The organism is Psychromonas algicola, assembly GCF_004378355.1.
Classification (GTDB): domain Bacteria; phylum Pseudomonadota; class Gammaproteobacteria; order Enterobacterales; family Psychromonadaceae; genus Psychromonas.
The window spans coordinates 1-15840 of record NZ_SNUB01000006.1; the positions used below are offsets into that span (position 1 = coordinate 1).

General features: G+C 35.8%; 14 protein-coding genes. 3 read left to right on the forward strand and 11 right to left on the reverse strand.

Translation table 11 applies throughout. The features are described from left to right. Positions 1-254: 254 nt before the first annotated feature. The 5 genes from tkt to E2R67_RS04285 all read right to left on the reverse strand — a co-directional run bounded on the left by tkt (position 255) and on the right by E2R67_RS04285 (position 5391). The gene (tkt, locus tag E2R67_RS04265) at positions 255-2243 is read right to left on the reverse strand and encodes a transketolase (RefSeq protein ID WP_134289693.1); all 1989 of its coding nucleotides are present in this window, start codon (positions 2241-2243) and stop codon (positions 255-257) included. 328 nt (positions 2244-2571) lie between these two features. Further along, positions 2572-2922 (reverse strand): DUF6572 domain-containing protein, encoded by a 351-nt coding sequence (locus tag E2R67_RS04270; RefSeq protein WP_134289694.1) that lies wholly within the window; start codon positions 2920-2922, stop codon positions 2572-2574. Positions 2923-2946: 24 nt separating this feature from the next. Beyond that, the gene (gene glpE / locus E2R67_RS04275) at positions 2947-3261 is read right to left on the reverse strand and encodes a thiosulfate sulfurtransferase GlpE (protein WP_134289695.1); all 315 of its coding nucleotides are present in this window, start codon (positions 3259-3261) and stop codon (positions 2947-2949) included. A gap of 50 nt (positions 3262-3311) precedes the next feature. Further along, positions 3312-4106 (reverse strand): glycosyltransferase, encoded by a 795-nt coding sequence (locus E2R67_RS04280; RefSeq protein ID WP_134289696.1) that lies wholly within the window; start codon positions 4104-4106, stop codon positions 3312-3314. Then, on the reverse strand, positions 4096-5391 hold the full coding sequence (locus E2R67_RS04285; protein WP_134289697.1) for an O-antigen ligase family protein: 1296 nt from the start codon (positions 5389-5391) through the stop codon (positions 4096-4098). The genes E2R67_RS04280 and E2R67_RS04285 overlap by 11 nt, the downstream gene beginning before the upstream one ends. A 327-nt stretch (positions 5392-5718) precedes the next feature. Here E2R67_RS04285 and rfaD point away from each other — a divergent pair, with 327 nt between their 5' ends. Genes rfaD through waaA form a run of 3 tightly spaced genes read left to right on the forward strand, consistent with a single transcriptional unit; the run spans position 5719 to position 8970 of the window. Next, positions 5719-6654: an ADP-glyceromanno-heptose 6-epimerase gene (rfaD, locus tag E2R67_RS04290; RefSeq protein ID WP_134289698.1), complete on the forward strand. Its 936-nt coding sequence runs from the start codon at positions 5719-5721 to the stop codon at positions 6652-6654. A gap of 1 nt (position 6655) precedes the next feature. Beyond that, positions 6656-7711, forward strand: a complete 1056-nt coding sequence (gene waaF / locus E2R67_RS04295) for a lipopolysaccharide heptosyltransferase II (RefSeq protein ID WP_134289699.1) — start codon at positions 6656-6658, stop codon at positions 7709-7711. Further along, positions 7705-8970, forward strand: coding sequence for a lipid IV(A) 3-deoxy-D-manno-octulosonic acid transferase (gene waaA / locus E2R67_RS04300; RefSeq protein ID WP_134289700.1), 1266 nt, complete (start codon positions 7705-7707; stop codon positions 8968-8970). The genes waaF and waaA overlap by 7 nt, the downstream gene beginning before the upstream one ends. A gap of 24 nt (positions 8971-8994) precedes the next feature. Here the strand turns inward: waaA and E2R67_RS04305 are convergent, their stop codons facing one another. The 6 genes from E2R67_RS04305 to pgi all read right to left on the reverse strand — a co-directional run bounded on the left by E2R67_RS04305 (position 8995) and on the right by pgi (position 15536). Continuing rightward, positions 8995-9933 carry a glycosyl transferase family 90 gene (locus E2R67_RS04305; RefSeq protein ID WP_134289701.1) on the reverse strand — a complete coding sequence of 313 codons (939 nt, stop codon included), beginning with the start codon at positions 9931-9933 and terminating at the stop codon, positions 8995-8997. Positions 9934-9977: 44 nt separating this feature from the next. Further along, positions 9978-11006: a glycosyltransferase family 4 protein gene (locus E2R67_RS04310; protein ID WP_134289702.1), complete on the reverse strand. Its 1029-nt coding sequence runs from the start codon at positions 11004-11006 to the stop codon at positions 9978-9980. An 8-nt stretch (positions 11007-11014) separates the two neighbouring features. Further along, positions 11015-11794 carry a glycosyltransferase family 2 protein gene (locus tag E2R67_RS04315; RefSeq protein WP_134289703.1) on the reverse strand — a complete coding sequence of 260 codons (780 nt, stop codon included), beginning with the start codon at positions 11792-11794 and terminating at the stop codon, positions 11015-11017. A gap of 10 nt (positions 11795-11804) precedes the next feature. Then, the gene (locus tag E2R67_RS04320) at positions 11805-12866 is read right to left on the reverse strand and encodes a glycosyltransferase family 9 protein (RefSeq protein ID WP_134289704.1); all 1062 of its coding nucleotides are present in this window, start codon (positions 12864-12866) and stop codon (positions 11805-11807) included. Between the two features lie 141 nt (positions 12867-13007). Beyond that, on the reverse strand, positions 13008-13718 hold the full coding sequence (locus E2R67_RS04325) for a 3-deoxy-D-manno-octulosonic acid kinase (protein ID WP_134289705.1): 711 nt from the start codon (positions 13716-13718) through the stop codon (positions 13008-13010). A 165-nt stretch (positions 13719-13883) separates the two neighbouring features. Beyond that, on the reverse strand, positions 13884-15536 hold the full coding sequence (gene pgi / locus E2R67_RS04330) for a glucose-6-phosphate isomerase (protein WP_134289706.1): 1653 nt from the start codon (positions 15534-15536) through the stop codon (positions 13884-13886). Between the last annotated feature and the right edge of the window lie 304 nt (positions 15537-15840).

Sequence of the window (15840 nt, forward strand, 5' to 3'; positions counted from 1 at the left end):
GGCACAATTTAAGTTGGAGGGAAAACGTGAGCGAAGTTATCCGAGGTGTTTAAAAGCGTCTAAAAATCGATATCCAGTGGCGAAAAGTAAATATGCCGTTCACCTTAAGTGAACGGCATTAGCATTGATAGCCGGTTTTTTAATGCCTAAAATTTATAGATAAAGGAAAATTCACACTTTCTTTTTGGCACAAAAAAGCCGCGTTAACTATTTAGAAGTCAATCGCGGCTTTCTAAACTAAGTAGTTTAACTAATTATAACGCGTTAGCTGTTTCTACTACGTTTTTAACAGTGAAGCCAAACATTTCAAATAGTTGATCTGCTGGAGCAGACTCACCAAATGTCGTCATACCAATCACAGCACCGTTTAGGCCAACGTATTTGTACCAGTAATCAGCAATACCCGCTTCAATAGCAACACGTTTAGTCACTGCTGCTGGTAATACAGACTCTTTGTATTCAGTTGATTGTAATTCAAACTGCTCTGTACATGGAATAGAAACAACACGAATCGCCTTGCCTGATGCTGTTAATTCAGCAGCAGCTTGAACCGCTAGCTCAACTTCAGAGCCCGTTGCGATTAAGATGATCTCAGGTGTTGTTGCTGAATCAATCAATACGTAACCGCCTTTTGCAACATCAGCCAATTGCTGTGCATCACGTGCTTGTGGTTTCAAGTTTTGACGGCTAAAGATCAGTGAACTTGGCGCATCAACAGATTCAATTGCAAACTTCCAAGCAACAGCAGATTCAACGCTGTCACATGGACGCCATGTGTTCATATTTGGCGTTAAGCGTAAGCTTGCAATTTGTTCTACAGGTTGGTGAGTTGGACCATCTTCACCTAAACCAATTGAGTCATGTGTAAATACTTGAATAGCACGTTGCTTCATTAATGCAGACATACGTAATGCATTACGTGCGTACTCCATAAACATTAAGAAAGTTGCGCCGTAAGGAACAAACCCTTTATGTAATGCAATACCGTTAATGATTGCTGCCATTGCAAACTCACGCACACCATAGTGTAAGTAGTTACCAGTTGCATCATCAGCAGTGATTGCTTTAGTGCCAGACCACATTGTTAAGTTAGAAGGTGCTAAATCGGCAGAGCCACCTAATAATTCAGGCAAGATTGCACCATAAGCTTCAATACAGTTTTGAGATGCTTTACGTGTTGCGATATTACCTTGGTTCGCTTGTAAGTCAGCAATGTAAGCAGAAGACTTAGCTTCCCAGTCAGCAGGTAATTCGTTGTTAACACGTCGCTTGTATTCACTTGCTAATTCGGGATAAGCCGCTGCGTATGCTGCGAATTTTTCATCCCAAGATTGTTCAGCCGCTTTACCTTGTTCTTTATTATCCCAACCAGCATAAACATCAGCAGGAATTTCAAATGGACCGTGGTTCCACCCCAATGCTTTACGTGTTGCAGCAATTTCATCGTGACCTAATGGTGCACCGTGACAATCATGCGTACCTTGCTTAGCAGGAGAACCAAAACCGATGATAGTTTTACAGCAGATAATCGTTGGTTTTTTAGTTTCAGCTTTTGCTGAGATAATCGCAGCTTTAATTTCTTCAGGATTATGTCCATCAACAGAAATAACTTGCCATCCGTAAGATTCAAAACGTTTAGGTGTATCGTCAGTAAACCAACCTTCAACTTCACCGTCGATAGAAATACCGTTGTCATCCCAGAATGCAATCAGTTTACCTAAACCTAACGTACCCGCTAAAGAGCAAGCTTCATGAGAAATACCTTCCATTAAACAACCATCACCTAAAAATACGTAAGTGTTATGGTCAACAATTTCATGGCCTTCTTTATTAAACTGCGCAGCTAATGACTTTTCAGCAATCGCCATACCAACAGCATTAGTAATACCTTGTCCTAATGGGCCAGTTGTTGTTTCGATACCAGGCGCATAACCGTATTCAGGATGACCAGGGGTTTTAGAATGTAATTGACGGAAGTTTTTTAGATCTTCAATTGAAAGTTCATAACCCGTTAAATGCAATAGAGAATAGATAAGCATTGAACCATGGCCGTTAGATAGAATAAAACGGTCACGATCTGCCCAGTTTGGATTAGTTGGGTTGTGCTTTAAAAAGTCTGTCCATAATACTTGTGCAATATCAGCCATTCCCATTGGTGCTCCTGGGTGACCTGAATTGGCTTGTTGGACAGCATCCATACTAAGGGCGCGTATTGCGTTAGCTAACTCTTGACGAGAAGGCATCTGTTTCTCCTGATTACATTTTGATTTAATAAGATTGGCGATTAACTAGGCTGCGGATTATCCCAAATAGGCGGTGCGGGGGCAATCGTTAAATTGCAATTTGGTCACATAATTGAATAAAAGCAAAGCATAATAGCAATCACAATAAATAGCTTATCTAAATTTGTTACAGATAAAAACTCAGCTAACTAGATTGACATTTACTTTAAAAGAAAAGCTTTGCATATAGAACAATAGGTTACAAAGCATTCTCTTAATAATCAGTATTAAAATACCCACCTACTCTGAAAGTGGTTAGGAAAATTAACTTAACAATGAACAACACTTATTAACTTTGCTGTTCAGCGTAGCCTGTATCTTTATTTGGACCAAACACAAATACGATACCTTTATCTAATAAAATTTGCGTGGTTTTATCAAAAAATGTAATCGCTTGATCCGTTGGCATATGCTTCAAAATCAATTCGATTGCAATATCAAAACCTTCCGCATCAGGCAATGCTTTCACTAGCTCACCAGATTCAATAAAGTACAAATACGTATTTATCTTCTCTTGCAAGGTAAATAAATGCACATTATCTTGATCCCATACTAGTGAATCAATAATACTTAAAAATACTCGACCAGCTTCTTTTTCCATGCCGATAGCATCAATGCTATCCGTATCAACTACACTCATAACGCCCCTTCTTCTTTACAACTATTAGGCATCAACAGGGAACAATTGGCGCCACATCGCCATGCCACCTTCAACACTATAAGTATCTTCATAACCCTGTTCAGCTAAATACTGAGCAACTCCCTTGCTGCTATTACCATGGTAACAAACCACAAAGACAGGAGTATCAAACTCCACTTTATCGGTAAATTCTTTTAGCGTTTCATTGGTTAAATGAAATGCTCCTTGTGCATGGTCTGCTGCATAAGATTGCGCATCACGAGTATCCACTAAAATAGCGTTTTCATTCTGCAGGCGTCGTTTTGTTTCTGCTATTTCTATTAATTTAAATGTGGACACAAATTTTCCTTTTTTTAAATCACTAAATTAAAAATTATTACCAACCATGTTTACTTCTTAATATAACCATTTTCACAAAATGATTTACCTTCAGTAACTTTTTTCTTATACAATTCACCACTAACAATCCAATCATTATCTCTGTCTTTCATTGCATGATGCAAATGATACTGAATTGTTTTAAACTTCGAACACTTTAGATTAACACCAATTAAACTTAATCTGCGAGCCACATCAGTATCCTCCCCATATAATGGACGAGTAAAATCCTCATCAAAACCATTAATGGCAATAAGAGTTTCTTTTAATACACTAAAATTGCATCCTAACATGCCACTTTTTCTGCGTGAAATGAGAAATGGCAAACGAATAGCACATTCCAAATGTTTGCTTTTAGTAAATAGTAGTTTGGAAAATGAAAGTAAGCTGAGATCTTTAGTTTCGATAATTTGGTTCGCGGTAGCTTCATCAAGCATAACCCTTCTACCAAAAAGACAAGTATTAGGTCTTGCTAGTGTAATATGATCTTTCATAAAGTCTTTATGAAGAATGCAATCTCCGTCAATAAATACAGTATGCTCACCTTCCGATACCGCTAGAGCTTTATTTAATAGCTTATTTTTTCTAAAGCCATCATCTTCTTGACTAATATGTTTTATGTCAAATGAACACTTATCTTTCCATCTCTTTATAAACTCTGCCACTTCGATTGAATTATCGTCTTCAGCTACAATAACTTCAAAATTTTTGAAGGTTTGTATCTCTATTGACCTAAATATCAATTCAAGAAAATCAACTCGCTTATAAACTGCGATAATTAAAGATGCTTTATACTTATGTTGCATTTTTCCTGCCTTTGTGAAACCAGATTGAAGGGTTATTTTGGTTTAATATATAACAGCCACTAAATAAAAGCAGATAAAAAATGGTTGAACCATAATGATATAAGTCACTATGGAATACTTGAGCGCACATAAAAGCAACTGAAGTTACAATGGTAGCAATTAAATATTTTTGATCTTCAAAGGGTATTTTATTAATGTTTTTTAACAGCATAAGCAAAAGATAACCAATACTCGAAAGGAAAATAATCAAGAATATAATGCCAGTTTCTACATGTATTTGCATGTAGCTATTGTGATATTCACCAGGGTAATTTATTGCAAAACGGTGATCTTTTTGATACTCAGGTGTCTGTTCATAGAAAAAAGTAATAAACATAGCTTCAGATTGTTTTGCCCCTGTTCCAAAAACAAAGTGTTCTTTAGAAAAATCCCACCCCGCTTTCCATAAATCAATTCTAGATTCGTTGGATTCGTTGTTATTAGTTTCAACAATCGATTCTATTTGGTTATTTATTCTATTTATATTGCTTTTTATCCCACCAATATCAGATAAATAAATAACACTAACAACACATAGAGAAAGTATAGATAAATTAAGCGCTATCAATTTTCTCTGAAACATCAATAGTAACAAAAGAAATAAAACACTCCCAATAGTAAGCCCTAACCAAGCCCCTCGAATTTCACTCATCATTACAGCCCAAGTAGAAAAAACGACGATAAACATCATTAATACTTTCAATAAAAGAGGCTTTATATTAGAAGAAAATCTCCCTAACATCAGGAAAGTTAATGCAGTAAGGCATACAACTATCATCATGTCAGATGTTCTTCCTATTTTATGAAAGCCTTTAAATCCACCATAAGGCTGCCCTGTATATATCCCATAAGCTATAGCGATACTGGCCGAAGCAAAAAACATAATAAATAAAATGTGTAAGTCTTTTCTTTCTTTAATAAATACAGCCAGCGGAATGACTAATAGCATGAATTTAAAACGCAATAGGAAGGCAAGCGCACCAGTAACACCTGATTCAGATAAAAAACCAAGTAAAAAACCAACCACATAAGGCACTATAAACAGCAATAAATAAGGGTTACTTTGTAAAAATTTTCTATCATAAAATCCTATATAGAAAAAAGACAAAAGTAGCGCAAGTGAAGCAAGTAAATTCATTAATGGTTTTGACTCAAATACAATCAAAAAGAACAAGGCAAGTATAATAAAACCAGCCTTACGCAGAATCCATTGGCTATCTTTTTTTTCGTTATTAATGAAGTTCATATAAAATTACTCAAGTTTATGTACAAAAAATTACTTATATTCAGTACCAAATAAGTGTTGATAGAAGTGTTTTTTCAATGATGTATATTGAATCTGAATCGAAGTGCGTTACCCTACTGTTTGCAAGTTACAATGTCAATATAACCTGATATTCTTGATACATTCATTCTGTTTATAAAATATATAAATTATTTTCTCTAAAAATTCGCTAGTATAGAATAAAAATAAGAATTGCCATTTTCGATCAGACTGATCGTATAATAGGGTGTAATAGAAAATAATAAGTAGTAAATTCGTTTTCAAAATCTAGTTTTAAGGGGTTAATTCATGTTTATAGTTACAGGCGGCGCAGGCTTTATTGGCAGTAATATCATCAAATCTTTAAATGAACGTGGAATTACTGACATTCTTGTCATAGATGACCTCACTGACGGGACTAAGTTTGTTAACCTTGTTGACCTACAAATTACTGATTATATGGATAAAGATGAATTTATTACGCAAATAGTTTCAGGACAAGATTTTGGTGACGTTGAGGCTATTTTCCATGAAGGAGCTTGCTCAGCAACCACTGAATGGAATGGTAAATTCATGATGGAAAACAATTATGAATACTCTAAAGACCTACTGCATTATTGTATCGAACGCGAAATTCCATTTTTATACGCTTCTTCTGCTGCGACTTATGGAGGCAATGAGACCTTTAAAGAAGAATTGAAATTTGAAAAGCCATTAAATGTTTACGGTTACTCAAAATTCCAATTTGATCAATACGTTCGCAACCTCTGGCAAGACGCTAAAGACCATGGCGAAGTACTCCCTCAAATCGTAGGTTTCCGTTATTTTAATGTTTATGGTCCTAGAGAACAACATAAAGGCAGTATGGCAAGTGTTGCATTTCACTTAAATAATCAATTAAATGCAGGTGAAAACGCGAAGCTTTTTGAAGGTGAACATAAGCGCGACTTTGTTTATGTTGGTGATGTTTGCAAAGTTAACTTATGGTTTTTTGATAATAAAGTATCAGGTATTTATAATCTAGGTACAGGCACTGCTGAATCCTTTTTAGAAGTGGGTAATGCGGTTGTTGATTTTCATAAAAAAGGAAAAATTGAGCGCATCCCATTCCCAGAACATTTAAAAGGTCGTTACCAAAGCTTTACAGAAGCAGATTTAACTAATTTACGTGCAGCTGGTTACGATGGTGAATTTAAAACCGTTGCAGAAGGTACAAAAGAATACATGGAATGGTTAAACCAATAAGATGAAAATATTAGTTATCGGACCTTCATGGGTCGGTGATATGGTAATGTCACAATCATTATATATCACACTAAAGCAACAGCACCCTGACGCTATTATTGATGTGATGGCACCAGCTTGGTGTAAACCTATTTTAGAACGCATGCCTGAAATCAACAAAGCGATTGAAATGCCGTTAACACACGGACAATTTGCTTTCTTCAAGCGTCGCCAACTTGGTAAAATGCTGCGTAAAGATAATTATGATCAAGCTTATATTTTACCCAATTCAGCTAAATCAGCCCTTATTCCGTTTTTTGCTAATATTCCAAAACGTACGGGATGGACAGGTGAAAGTCGTTATGGCTTATTGAGCGATATTCGCAGTAATAAAAAATCATTTCAATATATGGTTGAACGTTATGTTGCTCTAGCTTTTCCTAAAAAAGAAATGCTGGATTCAAGCAGCTTAGGCGGGCTTGATAAACTTCCAACACCTGCATTATTTATTGATGAAGAAAAACAACAACAAGCAATTGAAAAATTTTCTTTAACTCAAACGTTACCAACTATAGGTTTATGTCCTGGTGCTGAATTTGGCCCTTCCAAACGTTGGCCAGAAGAACATTATGCAGCAGTAGCGAATGAGATGATCAATCAAGGGCACCAAGTATTCTTATTTGGCTCGGCGAAAGATAAACCTGTTACAGAAAAAATTAAAGCACTTGTCGCAGCAGAAAATAAAAACAAAGTTTATAACCTAGCCGGCAATACTAATTTAATCGAAGCAGTTGATCTGCTGGCCTCATGCCAAACAGTTGTGAGCAATGACTCAGGTTTAATGCACATCGCAGCTGCCGTTGGTTGCCAAGTGGTTGCTGTTTATGGTTCGACATCACCTAAATATACTCCGCCATTAGCCAGAGCCGTTGAAATTATTCATACTGATATTGATTGTCGCCCATGCTTTAAAAGAACTTGTAAGTTTGAACATATGAAATGTTTAACGGAGTTAGCTCCTAAAAAAGTACTCGATAGCATTAAAATTCTTAACTCGATTCAAGTTGAATCATGCTAATACGGTTTATTTACTCTATTTTACTAATATTGGTTTCTCCTTTTTTTTTATATAGCTTATATAAGAAGAAGAAAGGAAAACCCAATGTGGGCAAACGTTGGAAAGAACATTTTGGGTTAACACCTAAGCTATCCAATATACATCCACTATGGATCCACGCAGTATCAGTAGGTGAAGTCATTGCTGTCTCTTCGTTAATAAAAGAGATCAAAAAACATTCTCCTGAACAAGCTATTTTATTAACGACGACGACAAGTACGGGTGCAGAACAAGCAGCTAAACTCAACGACTTAGTTGAGCATCGTTATATGCCGTTAGATTTTAGTTTTGCCATTAATTTTTTTTTAAAAAAAACACACCCTTCACAATTACTGATCATGGAAACTGAGTTGTGGCCAAACACATTACATTGTGTTGCTAAAGCGGGCTTAAATATCACAGTCATCAATGCGCGTTTATCACAACGTTCAGCAGATCGTTACAGCAAAGTCAGCGCTATATTTGATTTGTTAGCTAACAATATCAATAAAATTCTATGCCAACACCAAGATGACGCGCAACGCTTTATCGAATTAGGCATCGCCAAGAATAAGATTGAAGTAACTGGATCGGTTAAGTTTGATATTACAATTTCTCAGCAGGTAAAAAAACAAAGCCAACAGTTAAGAAGCACACTAGGCTCAACACGCCCTATTTGGATTGCTGCAAGTACGCATCAAGGTGAAGACGAGCAAATATTAGCGGCTCATAGAGAAGTATTAAAAGTAATTCCAAATACTCTATTAATACTTGTACCGCGTCATCCTGAGCGCTTTAATACGGTTTACTCATTAACAGAAGACGCTGGTTTTAATGTCATAAAGCGCAGCCAAAAAACTGAAATGAATAAAACGATTGAAGTTTATTTGGCAGACACTATGGGCGAAATGTTAGTGTTACTTGGTGCCGCGGATATATGTTTTATGGGAGGTAGTTTAGTTGGAAACAAAGTTGGTGGTCATAATTTACTTGAACCAGCAGCAATAGGCTTACCCACGATAATTGGACCAAGTTTTTTCAATTTTACCGACATAACAAAACAACTTTGCAAAGCGAGTGCAACAACAATAATCAACAACTCAACTGAGTTAGGCAACCAGGTGATTTACTTACTTACTAATAAAGAACAGCAAGAGCAGCAAGGGAAAGCCGCACTTAAAGTTGTTGAAGAAAACCAAGGTGCTATAACAAAAACATTGCACTATTTACAGCGACCTTAATCTGGATGAAATTGTTAAAAAGTATTACAACTGCCTAGACTGCTTAAAATATTTTTGAGCAACCAATAAAGAAATTAATTGCTCCCGTTTTTCATCTTTAAATTGATCTACATACTTATTTGCATTTTTAATAATAGTCAATGCTTCTTGCTCGTCAGCTAAATAATATTCCATCTTTTCAATTAAATCAGAATAATCATCTTTTAACTCAACGTAATGTACTCCAGCTTCTAAACTCCCTTCCATAAACCAAGTTTCAAATTTAGGCTTAGACATTAAACATAAAGAATTAGAGGACATTACCCACTTTAAGTTAGTTGCAACATCATTACCTTCTATACATAATAAAAACTTGTATTGAAGCTGTTCTTCAATAGACATGTAACCTTTTTCCCAAGGGTTTCCTTGGTAAGGTTTAGTTTGTCCTATATTGCACATTTTATGCTCATAAAACTGTTTAATGACCACTAAACGATGTGGCTGATACCCTACACCACGCCATGCGACTTGATCTTTCTTATCAGTATATGAAATCTCATCTTTTATGAAATTAAAATGGCGAATTTTATTAAGCTTTAACAAAACAGCATTTTCATTATCATGGGTAATCGGTCGACTTTTAACAAAGGTAGGAACCTCAGGGATACGAGTAACATCGCCAGGTATCATTGAAAATTTAAGATGGCGAGAAAAATATTTTATGACATTTCGCATATCAAAAAAATAAGTGGTCCCTTTTGTTTTTTTAAACGCGGCCACTGAATTATCAAACCGCCCCCTATTATCAACAACAGATAATTTATTGTAGTAGTTAACTCTATTTTGGATATAAGCTTGATCACTCGTATTTAATTTCGATATTTTTTTTTGTAATAAAAGTCGAAAAATAAAATTTGGAATACATAAACCTAAAGTATTAAAAAAATAATAGGAAAAACGCTTCGCTTGGCTTCGATGACTCATTGTAATGCCTTAATACAACTGAAAAATAACTAAAAAAACAAAAATTACTTAATGCTTCGATAAATTGCATCATAAAGAGAACATGTGTAAACAATATCAAACAACTTCAACTTTTCCTTTCCACCAGCCAATAAGCGAGTCTTCAAGGCTTCGTCTTCGGCCATAAGCGTAATAGCTTCGGCTAAAGACTTCCCATTACCAGCTTCAACCAATAAACCACTCACATTATTTTCAATAATATCAGGGATCCCACCAGCATTACTGCCAATAACAGGTAATCCTGCTTGAATAGCTTCTAAGATAACAGAACCTAAACCTTCGCTATGAGAAGGATGGATAAAAATATCAGCAGCAGCAAACCAATTTCCCATCTCAGTCTGTTTACCAGCAAAAGTAATATTACTCATGCCTTGCGATTGCTGTTTTAAATTTTCTTTTTCTGGACCATCACCAAGCAAAACAAGCTGCAATTCAGGGTGGCTACCTTGCAATAACTTAAAAGCCTCTATGCTGGTATTATGACCTTTATGCCTTAGTAAGTTCGATGCTTGCATAACAATAACTTTATCTTTAAATTGATTTTTTATGTTTGCAACAACTTCTGTATTAACAGGGTAATCAACGGGTGAACTTGGGATTTTATGTGTCATTGCATCAGGATGACGAACTTTAATCGCATCAACAATTGCTTCACTTAAACCAACCAGGCACGATGCTTTTTGATAAGCAAGATTAGATAAAAACTTATTTTTTAATGGGTTATCAATTCGACGTGTCACTATATATGGAACATGATATAAACGATTCTGTAACCAAGCCCAATAAATAGCCTGTCCTTCATGTACATGAATAAGATCACAGTCTGCTGTGATCGACTTTTTATGATTAAACAAAAAATGAGAGGTTGTCACCAATGTGCAATTAAGCTTTTTGATTTCATTCGCAAAAGGAGTATCAGGCTTAGCAACAACAACAAGTTGAGAACCTTCTTTAATTTGTTGCAATATGAGCTGCAGAGTTTGACGCTCACCGCCACTAAAACCTCTTGCTAAATTAACGTGACAAATCTTCATTTTAAATCCTATTGCTTATTTTTTTTAACGTAATCACGAAGCCAAAGGTCAGCATAGCGAGTAAAAACAACATTCGCACTCAGTATCGCTAGCAATAAGCCATGGCGACCATCTAAAAAGCCTTTTTTAATAAAATACATTTTGATAAAACGGAAAAAAGCATGTGAGATGGCTTTAGTGAAAGTAGATTTTTTCTTACCCTCTCTTTGCTCTACCCATGACGAAATATAAAGCGATGTTTTTTTCGTATATTGTGACAGGTCATCAAAGGTAAAATGAAGTAAGTCCCCTTTTAGTTTATTCACCGAATAATTATCTGGGACCTTAACTTGCTCATGTACTAACGAGTCATCATATTGCATTGCAGCTCTAGGATATAAACGTAAAACCCAATCAGGGCTCCATCCTGAATGTTTTATATAACGCCCAAATGCTTTACTTAAGCGGTTTATTTTATAGCAACATTCTCGATTATCACTTTTTACGGCATCTAAAATACTTTGCTTGAGTCGCTCTGTTACTCGCTCATCGGCATCCAAAGGTAAAACCCATGTTGAGTTCATATAAGACTGCGCTAATTGACGTTGTTTACCAAAACCAGGCCATTCCGTATTCGTATAAAATTTATCAGTATATAACTTAGCAATTTCAGCGGTATTATCTGTACTACCAGAATCCACAATAACGATTTCATCAACCCAATCTTTAACTGTATCTAAACATTCAGCTAAATGTGCCGATTCATTTTTTACAATCATTAGCACACCAATAGTTGGCTTATTCTCCATGTGACTTCCTTTAATTACTACTTTGAATTGACAATTCAGCTGATATTTTATCAACCATTTTGATAACGTCAGTTGCTTGAATACGTTGCATTGCCGTCTTATCTTTAACACGAGAACGCCATGACAAATCCGCTAACACCTTGCCAGTTTCAGCTTCAATAGCTTCTTGGTAAGCACTCACCACATAATCACGATATAGATAAGGTCCAGTGCGCTGTGGGTTATGATGCGCATATAAACCAACAACAGGCGTATTTACTGCAACCGCCATATGCGTAGGGCCTGTATCAGGCGCAATGACTAACTTGCTTTCTTTTAATAAAGCTAGCATTTGCTTTAAAGAACTATGACCTACCAAATTGATTACATCGACCTGGCAGTGTTTAACAACATCAGCAGCCAAATCAACTTCAACTTGCGCGGGGCTACCAGCTAAAATAACTTGGAAACCTTTAGCAACGACATATTCTATAACTTCTGCATAACCCTCTGCAGTCCAATTTTTATAACTTTTGCTGGCAGCAGGTACAATCACCACGGTTGGTTTATTGCTAATTTTTACCTTTGCCCACTCTTCATCTTGTTCACTCATCGGAATAACCCAATGTAGTGGCATTTTGATAATGCCTAGCTCTTTTGCAAATGCAATAAACCCATCTAAAACATGCGGGGAACTGGGTGATGGGACTTTATGATTGATAAAAAGTGACTGCATATCACTGCTACGCTGCGCATCAAAACCTAGTTTATATTTCGCTTTAATACCTAAGCTAACAATACTTGCACGTAATGCGGTTTGCATATGTAACAGCGCGTCGAACTTCCGCCTTTTTAATAAAGACCAAACTTCTAAATAACCTTTAAATCCTTTTTTCTTATCAAAGGAGATCACTTCTATATTATCTAAATCACCAAGTAACTGAGCTTCTAATTTACCCATTATCCAAGTGATTTTAGTACTTGGCCATTGCGCTTGAATCATTTGCACCACAGAGGTCGCATTACAGACATCGCCAATAGCGGACAAACGAAGAATACAAATAGAATTGGGGGCTTTGGAGAAAAGGGCCATAAAATACAGCTCACCTAAATAATTTAATATATGAATGAAAAGAAAGAGTTGAATTATGCAGTCTTCAAACAACAATGTAAAACATCTTACCATTGCTAGACAATTGAAAGATAATATATGTTAACTATTCAAATAAAAACATTAGGAAATGTTAGCTTTATACCCCGCAAATAAAGGTTCCCAATCATTCTCATCCCAGTGTATAGCTCTTTTCTTTACTTCTTTTCTAAAAGAACGTAATAAGCGATTAATATTAGCCTCTTTCCAACCTTCACCATCTTGTTGATAACACTTGTCAAAATCAATAATCCAAACTGTGGAGCTTGTATCGAGCAATATGTTATGGATATTAAGATCCGTATGATTGACTTGAGATTGGTGTAATTTTTTTATTTCCTTGCCTATTTCAAAATACTCTTGTTTTGTTAACCTTCTTTCTTGTAATAAGCCAACAAGATCCGATGCATTCGATATTTTTTCAGAGAGTAAATCGGCTTGATAGAAAATATGATTTCTAACCACTCTCGCAGCAATCGGCGTCGGAACATTAACACCTTCATCTTTCAAGTGATTTAATAAATGAAATTCAGCAATACTGCGAGTTTTATTATAACCAATGAAAAAATAACTATCCGATATTACTTTACCGAATAGTCCTCCTCGGCGATAATGACGTAATGCAGCTTGCAAAAGAGGAAGTTGAATAAACCAAGTAGTACCACGTCCTTGCGCACACCCTATTATTGCATTTTTCTTCTGCCAATAATTTTCATCAAAACAGCCAGAAACATCATCAATAAGCTCGCTATTATATATTATATAAATATTTGAGCTTTGAATGGTTTTGAACATTTAAAAAATCCTAGATTTATATTGATGAAGCGAGATAAAGTCATTCAGTAGTATTATTAATACAGAGCATAATCAATAAATAAAAAAACAAAATAGAAATAAGGCCAATTCAATCAATCAGCCTATTATATAAGAAAACAAAGAAGTTACTCTAAGCGCTTTCTTTTACTTCCAACCTTTCCAAGCATTAATCAACCCATTAGTTGAACAATCGTGGCTGTCAACATAGTCGCTGTTGTTCAGTTCGGGTAGGATTTGACCAGCAAGTTGTTTGCCTAACTCAACGCCCCATTGATCGAAGGTGAAGATATTCCAAATAACACCCTGTGTGAAAATCTTTTGCTCATACATTGCGATCAACTGCCCTAGCGCTTTAGGCGTTATCTTTTTCACTAAAATGGAATTCGTTGGTTTATTACCTTCAAACACTTTATAAGGGACTAGATTAGCCACTTCATCTAATGATTTTCCTGATGCCGTTAACTCTGATTCCACTTGCATTTTTGTTTTACCAAAGGCTAACGCTTCGGTTTGAGCAAAGAAGTTAGACAACAATTTAGCATGGTGATCACCCGCCGGATTATGGCTCACTGCAGGCGCAATAAAATCACAAGGAATTAATTTAGTTCCTTGATGGATCAATTGATAAAACGCATGTTGTCCGTTAGTACCTGGTTCGCCCCAAATGATAGGCCCTGTTTGATAATCTACAGGATCGCCATTGCGATCAGTGCACTTACCATTTGATTCCATATTGCCTTGCTGGAAATAAGCAGGGAAACGATGCATATATTGATCATAAGGCAAAATAGCTTCTGATTCCGCGCCATAAAAGTTGTTATACCAAATACCAATCACAGCTAATAAAACAGGAATATTATTTTCAAACTCAGTATTCGCAAAATGCTTATCCATTTCATGAGCACCAGTTAGTAACTCTTCGTAATTATCGAAACCAATAGATAAAGCAATAGATAATCCAATTGCAGACCAAATAGAGTAACGCCCCCCTACCCAATCCCAAAACTGGAACATATTATCGGCATCGATACCAAACTCAGTGACCGCTTCAGTATTGGTCGATAACGCAACAAAATGCTGAGCAACGAATTTTTCATCTTGTGCAAAATTCAAAAACCAATCACGGGCACTATGTGCATTAGTCATGGTTTCTTGTGTTGTGAAAGTTTTTGAAGCGACTAGAAATAAAGTCGTTTGCGGATCGACTTTGGTTAATGTCTCAACGATATGTGTCCCATCAACATTCGATACATAATGCGTTTCAATACCATCGACTTTATAAGGACGTAAGGCTTCAGTCACCATATAAGGACCTAAATCAGAACCACCAATGCCAATATTAACCACATCAGTAATACGCTTACCTGTATAACCCAACCATTCGCCAGAATGCACCTTGTCACAAAAAGACTTCATTTGCGCTAACACAGCATTGATTTTAGGCATCACATCTTCGCCATTAACCACCACAGGATTATTACTTCTATTACGCAAAGCACTATGTAATACAGCACGTTGTTCAGTAATATTAATTTTTTCACCTGAAAACTGCGCTTTAATTGCATTCTCTAAATCGACTTCTTTTGCAAGCTCAATCAAACTCGCTAGAATTTCTTCAGTAATTAAATTCTTAGAAAAATCTAACAAAAAATCATCATTAAATTGACGAGAAAAAGTATCAAAACGTGTCGCATCTTCAGCAAACAATTCTGAAATTTGCATATCAATATGCTCATCGAATAAGTCTTGAAGCTTGGTCCATGCAGCGGTCTTTGTAGGTTGGATATTTTTCAACATATAGCGTTCCCAAGTTTATGATATTAAAACTTTTTAAAGTGTTTAAAGTAGAAAATACAATCTAAATAAACAACACCGATTCCTTTATGTAACACCCTTAAAATAACCTAATGGGTTATTAAACTAGTTCCTATAGTATCGGCTAATAGAATATATTTCTATGATGTAGCGTAATATTCAAAAAAAAGACAAGAAACACGATTCAATCAATATCACCATAACAATAAAGATCCAACTATGGCTAAAAGATTGTTATCATAGATAAATTTAATCTACACAAATTTTTTATCCAGAAGGTAAAGAG

Bases quoted from the DNA above. Each gene is read 5' to 3' on its own strand.
- tkt (WP_134289693.1), bottom strand. From the start codon at position 2,243: ATGCCTTCTCGTCAAGAGTTAGCTAACGCAATACGCGCCCTTAGTATG.
- E2R67_RS04270 (WP_134289694.1), bottom strand. From the start codon at position 2,922: ATGAGTGTAGTTGATACGGATAGCATTGATGCTATCGGCATGGAAAAA.
- E2R67_RS04280 (WP_134289696.1), bottom strand. From the start codon at position 4,106: ATGCAACATAAGTATAAAGCATCTTTAATTATCGCAGTTTATAAGCGA.
- E2R67_RS04285 (WP_134289697.1), bottom strand. From the start codon at position 5,391: ATGAACTTCATTAATAACGAAAAAAAAGATAGCCAATGGATTCTGCGT.
- rfaD (WP_134289698.1), top strand. From the start codon at position 5,719: ATGTTTATAGTTACAGGCGGCGCAGGCTTTATTGGCAGTAATATCATC.
- waaF (WP_134289699.1), top strand. From the start codon at position 6,656: ATGAAAATATTAGTTATCGGACCTTCATGGGTCGGTGATATGGTAATG.
- waaA (WP_134289700.1), top strand. From the start codon at position 7,705: ATGCTAATACGGTTTATTTACTCTATTTTACTAATATTGGTTTCTCCT.
- E2R67_RS04305 (WP_134289701.1), bottom strand. From the start codon at position 9,933: ATGAGTCATCGAAGCCAAGCGAAGCGTTTTTCCTATTATTTTTTTAAT.
- E2R67_RS04310 (WP_134289702.1), bottom strand. From the start codon at position 11,006: ATGAAGATTTGTCACGTTAATTTAGCAAGAGGTTTTAGTGGCGGTGAG.
- E2R67_RS04315 (WP_134289703.1), bottom strand. From the start codon at position 11,794: ATGGAGAATAAGCCAACTATTGGTGTGCTAATGATTGTAAAAAATGAA.
- E2R67_RS04320 (WP_134289704.1), bottom strand. From the start codon at position 12,866: ATGGCCCTTTTCTCCAAAGCCCCCAATTCTATTTGTATTCTTCGTTTG.
- E2R67_RS04325 (WP_134289705.1), bottom strand. From the start codon at position 13,718: ATGTTCAAAACCATTCAAAGCTCAAATATTTATATAATATATAATAGC.
- pgi (WP_134289706.1), bottom strand. From the start codon at position 15,536: ATGTTGAAAAATATCCAACCTACAAAGACCGCTGCATGGACCAAGCTT.